The organism is Falsiroseomonas sp. RANM36, assembly GCF_056682175.1.
This window is the reverse complement of the sequence record NZ_JBWXTD010000005.1, coordinates 726,700-734,177: the sequence shown is the minus strand read 5'-3', so window position 1 is coordinate 734,177 and position 7,478 is coordinate 726,700. Positions and strand designations below refer to the sequence as shown.

General features: G+C 73.6%; 4 protein-coding genes and 1 pseudogene. All 5 read left to right on the top strand.

Features of this window, described 5'->3' with window-relative positions:
• A partial coding sequence (locus tag AC1MIR_RS21505; protein ID WP_480030219.1) for an AMP-binding protein occupies positions 1-2,627 on the top strand: 2,627 nt, incomplete at its 5' end.
• Between the two features lie 108 nt (positions 2,628-2,735).
• Positions 2,736-3,203 (top strand): annotated as a pseudogene (locus AC1MIR_RS21500) (integrase core domain-containing protein); the annotation flags it as partial.
• Positions 3,204-3,354: 151 nt separating this feature from the next.
• On the top strand, positions 3,355-3,546 hold the full coding sequence (locus AC1MIR_RS21495; RefSeq protein WP_480030218.1) for a tautomerase family protein: 192 nt from the start codon (positions 3,355-3,357) through the stop codon (positions 3,544-3,546).
• A gap of 9 nt (positions 3,547-3,555) precedes the next feature.
• Complete coding sequence (putA, locus tag AC1MIR_RS21490) at positions 3,556-6,948, top strand: bifunctional proline dehydrogenase/L-glutamate gamma-semialdehyde dehydrogenase PutA (RefSeq protein WP_480030217.1); 3,393 nt, start codon at positions 3,556-3,558, stop codon at positions 6,946-6,948.
• 282 nt (positions 6,949-7,230) lie between these two features.
• The coding region (locus AC1MIR_RS21485; RefSeq protein ID WP_480030232.1) for an integrase core domain-containing protein at positions 7,231-7,478 on the top strand (248 nt) is incomplete at its 3' end.

Sequence of the window (7,478 nt, the reverse complement as noted above, 5' to 3'; positions counted from 1 at the left end):
GCTTCGGGTCGTGGATCAGCGCGCGCGGCGAGGCGCCCGCGCTGCTGCAGGCGACGAAGGAGGGAGGCATCGAGCGCTGGTCCGGCGCGCAGCTTGCCGCGGAGGCCCGGGCCGTCGCGGCGGGACTTTGCGCACGCGGCGTCGCGCGCGGCCAGGCGGTCGCGCTGCATGCGCCGAACGGCCCGATCTGGGCGGCCACGGCGCTCGGCATCCTGGCCTCCGGCGCGGTGCTGCTCCCGCTCGACGACCTTGCCGAGACGGCGCAGGCCATGCCGATGCTGCGCGCCGGCGGCGCGCGGCTGATCCTGACCACGCCGGCGCATCTCGACAGCGGTGCCGCCGCGCTCGCGGAGGCCGGCATCACGGCCGTCCCGCTTCCTGCCCCGGGCGCCGTGCCCGATCGGAGGCTGCCCGCGACAGCGCCGGAAGAACCGGCCGCGCTGATGGCAACGTCCGGCACCACCGGCAACCCGAAGACGTTCCTGCTGACGCACCGCAACATCGCGGCCAATGTCGCCGCGGTGGCGGCGCTCGGCATCATCGGACCGACGGATCGCGTGCTGCTGCCGTTGCCGCTGCACCATGCCTATCCCCTGGTGGTCGGGCTGCTGACCGTGCTGACCGCCGGCAGCACGCTGGTCCTGCCTGCGGGCACCACCGGCCCGGCCATCATCCGCGCCGCGCGCGACGGCGAGGCGACGACGATCGTCGGCGTGCCGCGGCTCTACGACGCGCTCGCGCAGTCCATCGAGGCGCAGATCGCGGCGAAGCCCTGGGCGCCGCGCACCGCGCTGCGCGGGCTGATCGGCGCCTGCGCGGCCGTGCGGCGGGCGAGCGGCCTGTCGCCGGGCCGGATGCTGCTCGCGCCGCTGCGCGCAGCGGTCGCGCCGTCGCTGCGGCTGCTCGTCTCCGGCGGCGCGCGGCTCGACCCGGCGACGGAGGAACGGCTCGAGGCGCTGGGCTGGATGGTGCTGTCCGGCTACGGACTGGCGGAGACGGCCTCGATCTTCACCGGCAACCGGCCCGAGGCGCGCCGCCTCGGCAGCGCCGGCCTGGCCTTCGGCGACGGCCGCATGCGCATCGCCACGCCCGACGCGAACGGCATCGGCGAGATAGAACTGCAGGGCAGCGCGGTGACCGCGGGCTATCTCGACAACCCCGAGGCCAATGCGCGCAGCTTCACGACCGATGGCTGGTTCCGCACCGGCGACCTCGGGCGGCTGGATGCGGATGGCTTCCTGCATGTGACCGGCCGCGCCAAGGAGGTGATCGTCCTCGGTGGCGGCAAGAAGGTGGACCCGGAGGAGATCGAGCGGATCTACGCCGCGCCCGCGATCGAGGAGATCGCCGTGATGGAGCGCGACGGCGCGCTGGTCGCACTGGTCCGCGCGAACCAGGCGAAGCTGCGCGAGGCCGGCGTGACCAACCCGCGCGACGGCGTGCGCGTGCTGCTGGCCGGGCGCGGCCGAGACCTGCCCTCGCACCAGCGCCTCGCGGGCTTCGCGCTGACCGACGAGCCGTTGCCGCGCACCCGGCTCGGCAAGTTCCGGCGCTTCCTGCTGCCCGATCTCTACGCCCGCGCGCTGGAAGGCCGGCCGAAGCGCGCGGCGCGCGGGCCGGGGCCGGAGGATCTGGCGCTGCTCGCCGAACCGGCCGCCGCGTCCGTCTTGGCGCTGCTGCAGGCGCGCGAGCCTGGCCGCGCGCTCGACCTCGACATGAATCCGGGTCTCGATCTCGGCTTCGACAGCTTCGCCTGGATGGAACTGACGCTGGCGATGGAGCGCCTCGGCGTGACGATGAGCGAATCCGACATCGCCGGGATCGCCACGCTGCGCGACCTGCTGCGCCTCGCCGTCGCGCGGCGAGGATCGGCGCCGGCGGCCGAGGCGGCGAGGCCGATCGCGGTGGACATCGAGCGCTGGCTGGCGCCGACCGGGCCGCTGCTGACCGCGGCCGGCGTCGCGCTGTACGGGCTCAACCTCGCCGTCATGCGCGGCGCGTTCCGGCTGCGCGTCGCGGGCATCGAGCACCTGCCCGCCGAAGGTCCCTTCGTCATCACGCCGAACCACATCAGCGACCTCGACGCGATGGCGATCGCCGCGGCCCTGCCGCTGTCACGGCTTCGCCGGCTCTACTGGGCCGGCGACATCACGCGGCTCTTCTACAACGAGGCGGCGCGGCAGTTCTGCCGCGCGGTGCACCTCTTCCCGGTGGACGAGAAGCACCCGTCCGCGGCGGTGGAGGCGGCGAGCCGCGTGCTGGCCGGCGGCAAGGCGCAGGTCTGGTTCCCGGAAGGCTGGCGCTCGCCGGACGGGAAGCTGCAGCGCTTCTTGCCGGGCATCGGCCAGTTGCTGCTGCGGAGCGGCGCGCCCGCCGTGCCGGCCTGGATCGATGGCGTCTACGAGGCGCTGCCGCGCGACAAGCGCATCCCGCGCTTCCGCCGTGTCAGCATCGTGTTCGGCGCGCCCGTCACCGCCGCGACGCTGAGCGGGGAGGCCGGCGGCCGCAGCGGGGAGGAGCGCATCGCCGCGGCGCTGCGCGCGCGCGTGATGGCGTTGGGCCGCGATGCCGGCTTCCGCGTCGAGACGGTGGAGCAGAGCGCGCCACCCGGGCAGGAGCCGGCCTGACACGCCGTCGGAGGCGATGCCCGCGCCGACCAGCCGCACGCTCGGCTGGAGTTGACCCGGTTTCGTGGACACCCCGAGGCTTGAGACGGAGGTGTCCGAGATGCCGATGACTTCGTGCAGGACCGGACGCATGACGGGCGGCGGTTCCGCATGCTGACGGTGATCGACGAGTACACGCGGGAGTGCCTGGCGATCGTGGTGGCGCGGCGGCTGACCTCCGACGACGTGCTGCAAGTGCTGTCGGATCTGTTCGTCGAACGCGGACCACGGGGGCACATCCGCTCCGACAACGGGCCGGAGTTCGTGGCGAAGGTGGTGCGCGGCTGGCTCGGCCGGGTCGGGGTGACGAGCCTGTTCATCGAGCCCGGCAGCCCTTGGGAGAACGGCTACAGTGAATCGTTCAACGGCAAGCTGCGCGATGAGCTGCCGGACAGGGAGATCTCTTGTTCGCTGCGGGAAGCCGAGGTGCTGATCGAGCGCTGGCAGCGGCACTGCAACACGATCAGGCCGCACAGCGCGCTGGGCTATCGGCCACCGGCGCCGGAAGCGGTGTTGCCCTGGCCGTCTGGCCCCGCCTACGCTTCGCTCCGGCAGGGGCAGACGGCCAGGCCAGAACATGGGCCAAGTCTCTCATGGCCCGTGGTTCCCCAATTGGGGGCAGGTCAATCGGACCCCGGACTGGATGTATCCATTATGTCGTGACTTTATCCAATAAGGACATCGCTCCATGCCCGTCGTCCGCATCGAGCTTTCGGCCGGCCGCAGCCAGGCCCAGAAGAAGGCCACCGCCCTCGCGATCACCGAGGCGATGGTGCAGCATTGCGGCTGCACCCCTCAGTCGGTTCATGTCGTTTTCGTGGACGTCAGGAACTCCGACTGGGCGGTCGCCGGGCGCTTCCTCGACGAGCCGAAAGAGTAGGCCAGGACCATGATGCCGGGCCGGCCGGCGCCTCGGCTCGGACCTGCGGCACGCGCCGAGGAAGCGCCTCTGGCGCTCGCCCTCGCCGATGCCGCCGCGCTGCCGCCCGCGGCCACCGCGCGTGCCGCCGCCCTCGCCGGCGAGCTGGTCGAACATCTCCGCACGGTCGCCAGGCCGGGCCTGCTGGAGACATTCCTGGCGGAGTACGGGCTCTCGACCGAGGAAGGCGTCGCGCTTATGTGCCTCGCCGAGGCGCTGCTGCGCGTGCCGGACAACGAGACGGCGGATGCGCTGATCCGCGACAAGATCGCCGGCGCCGACTGGTCGCGCCATCTCGGCCAATCCGCCTCGCCGCTGGTCAATGCCTCGACCTGGGCGCTGATGCTGACCGGGCGCGTGCTGGGCGAGCCGGGCATGGACGTGCCGAGCGCGGCGCGACGGCTCGTGCGCCGCCTGGGGGAGCCGGTGGTGCGCACGGCGGTGGCGCAGGCCATGCGGCTGCTCGGCGAGCAGTTCGTCCTCGGCCACGACATCGAGGACGCGACCACCAACGCCGCGCCACAAGAGGCGGAAGGGGCGACCTTCTCCTACGACATGCTGGGCGAGGCGGCGCGCACATCGGACGACGCGGAGCGCTACTGGCGCGCCTATGCCGGCGCGCTGGCCGCCGTGGCAGCGCGGGCCCGGGGCAATTCCGTCCGGACCAATCCCGGGATCTCCGTCAAGCTCTCGGCGCTGCATCCGCGCTACGAGACGGCGCAGCGCGGCCGCGTGCTCGACGAGCTGGCCCCGCGGCTGTCCGCCCTGGCGCTGGCTGCGCGCGGCGCCGGCATCGGGCTGAACGTGGATGCCGAGGAGCAGGACCGGCTCGAGATCTCGCTCGACGTGATCGAGGCCGTGCTGCGCGATCCCGCGCTGGCCGGCTGGGATGGTTTCGGGGTGGTGGTGCAGGCCTACGGAAAGCGTGCGCCCGCGATGCTGGACTGGCTGGACGAACTCGCCACCGGGCTCGACCGGCGGCTGATGGTGCGGCTGGTCAAGGGTGCCTACTGGGACGGCGAGATCAAGCACGCCCAGGCGCTCGGGCTGGAGGGATTTCCCGTCTTCACGCGCAAGGCGCACACCGACGTCGCCTGGCTGGCCTGCGCGAAGCGGCTGCTCGCGGCGCGCGCGCGCCTCTATCCGCAATTCGCCACCCACAACGCGCTGAGCGCCGCCCGCGTGCTGGAGATGGCCGGCGGCGACACGGAAGGCTTCGAGTTCCAGCGCCTGCACGGCATGGGCGAGGCGCTGCACAGCGAGCTGCGACGCCGGCACGGCGCGCGCTGCCGCATCTATGCCCCGGTCGGCGTCCATCGCGACCTGCTCGCCTATCTGGTGCGGCGCCTGCTGGAGAACGGCGCCAATTCCTCCTTCGTGCATCGCGTGCTCGATCCGCGCGTGCCGGTCGAGATGGTGATCGGCGATCCCGTGGCGGAGACGCGCGCGGCTGGCGGCGCGCCGCATCCGCGCGTCGCCGCGCCGCCGATGCTGTACGGCCCGACACGCCGCAACGCCCGGGGCTGGAACCTCAACGAGCCGGGCGAGGCGGCGGCGCTCGACGAGGCCATGGCGCCGTGGCGCCGCGCGGCCTGGCGCTTCGGCGAGGGCACGGATCTCTTCAACCCCGCCGATCCCGTCGATCTGGTCGGCACGATCGCCGAGGCGGATGAGGCGGTGGCGCGTGCGGCGCTCGAAGCCGCCGCCGCGGCCGCGCCCGCCTGGGCCGCGTCGCCCGTCGGGCTGCGCGCCGAGGCCTTGCGGCGGTCGGCGGACCTGTTCGAGGCGCATGCACCGGAGCTGATGGCGCTTGCGGTGCGAGAGGCCGGAAAGACGCGCGCCGACGCTCTCGCCGAGCTGCGCGAGGCCGTGGACTTCCTGCGCTACTATGCCGCAGAGGCCGTGCCCGGCACGCCGCGTGGCATCGCCTTCTGCGTGTCGCCCTGGAACTTCCCGCTCGCCATCTTCATCGGGCAGGTCGCCGCTGCGCTCGTCACCGGGAATGCGGTGCTCGCCAAGCCGGCCGAGCAGACGCCGCTCATCGCCGCGCGTGCCGTCGCGCTCCTGCACGAAGCGGGCGTGCCCGGCGGCGTGCTGCGGCTGCTGCCGGGGGACGGGCCGCGCCTCGGCGCCGCGGTGCTGGCCGATGCGCGCGTCGGCGTCGTCGCCTTCACCGGTTCGCTCGCGGCGGCCAAGGCGATCGAGCGCGGCATCGCCGCCCGGCTCGCGCCCGGCACGCCGCTGATCGCGGAGACCGGAGGCGTCAACGCGATGATCGTTGACAGCACCGCACTGCCCGAGCAGGTCGTGCGCGACGCGATCGCCTCCGGTTTCCAGTCCGCGGGCCAGCGCTGCTCGGCGCTGCGACTGCTCTGCGTGCAGGAGGACGTGGCGGAGCCGATCCTCGCCATGCTGCGTGGCGCGATGCGGGAGCTGGTGCTGGGCGATCCGTGGGAGCGCAGCACGGATGTCGGCCCGCTGATCGATGCCGAGGCGCGCGCGGGCGTCGCCGCGCATGTCGCGCGGCACGAGGCCGCGGGCCGCGTGCTGGAACGGCTGCGCTCGCCGGCGGCCGGGCACTTCCTCGGGCCCGCGCTCATCCGTCTCGATCGAGTCGAGGATCTGCCGGAGGAGGTCTTCGGCCCGGTGGTCCATGTCGTGACCTTCCGCGCGGCCGAGCTGGCCGATCTGGTCCGGCGCATCAACGGGCTGGGCTATGGCCTGACGATGGGATTGCACACGCGGGTCGAGGAGCGGGTGCGGGTGGTCTCCGAGCACGCCCGCGTCGGGAATCTCTACGTCAACCGCAACCAGATCGGCGCCGTCGTCGGCGCGCAGCCCTTCGGCGGCGAGGGCCTGTCGGGCACCGGGCCGAAGGCCGGCGGGCCGCTCTATCTGCGGCGCTTCCAGCGCGAGGCGCGGCCGGTCGAGGGCGTCGGCGGCGTTCTGCCGGGGCCGGCCGGCGAGAGCAACCGCCTCTCGCTGCATCCGCGCGGGCGCGTGCTGTGCCTGGGCCCCGATGTCGCGGCGCAGGCGCGGGCCGCGGGCGCCTCCGGCAACGTCGCGGTGGTGCCGACGGCGGAGATCGGACCGCTGCGCCAGGCGCTCGGGCCTGCCACGGCGCTGGCCGGCTGGTCGGACCGCGCGGCGGCGCTGGCGGATCCGGCGCTGGATCTCGTGCTGGCCGACGCCGATACACCCGGCCTCAGGGACATCGCCGTCGCGCTTGCCGCACGGCCCGGTTCGATCGTGCCGCTGCTGGTCGGCGCGCCCGATCCCGCGATGCTGGTGCGCGAGCGCACGCTGTCCGTGGACACCACCTCGGCCGGTGGCAACGTCGCCCTGCTTGCCGAGGCCGCATGACCCGTTCCGAAGGGTCGCAAAGAATGGCTCCCGACCGCTATGCGGACGCCGCGATCATGGCGGAGATCCAGGCGCAGCAGAGCAAGGGGGTGCTGTGACGGCTTGCTGTCCTGCTCACTTGCATCGGCAGAGGTCGAGCCACCGTCCCTTCGCAGCACATGCTCCCCGGCGGCGGCGCTGGCGCCACCTAGTCCCGCAGCGTGCGGCGGTCCATGCCTGCAATCCGCGCCGCGCCTTCCAGGCTCATCGCATCCAGCGCCGCGGTGACCGCCGGCAGCCGCGCTGCGCCGGCTCGCCGCCCTCGACGCCCCCCGCCAGGTCACGCCCTTCCAAAGCTCAGGCGAACGCGCCCGCGCCATGCCCGCATGGCTCCGCCGATACGACAGCTCCAGGCCACACTCCGCCCTCGGCGGACGGCACCCATCAGCCGCATCACCAAGGACAACCTCCTTGGCAGCGACATCTAGAGCAGCGGCCGCGGGGGTGGTGCCGCGGCCCGGGGGAGCCGCGCCGGGGGACGCAGGGGGGCG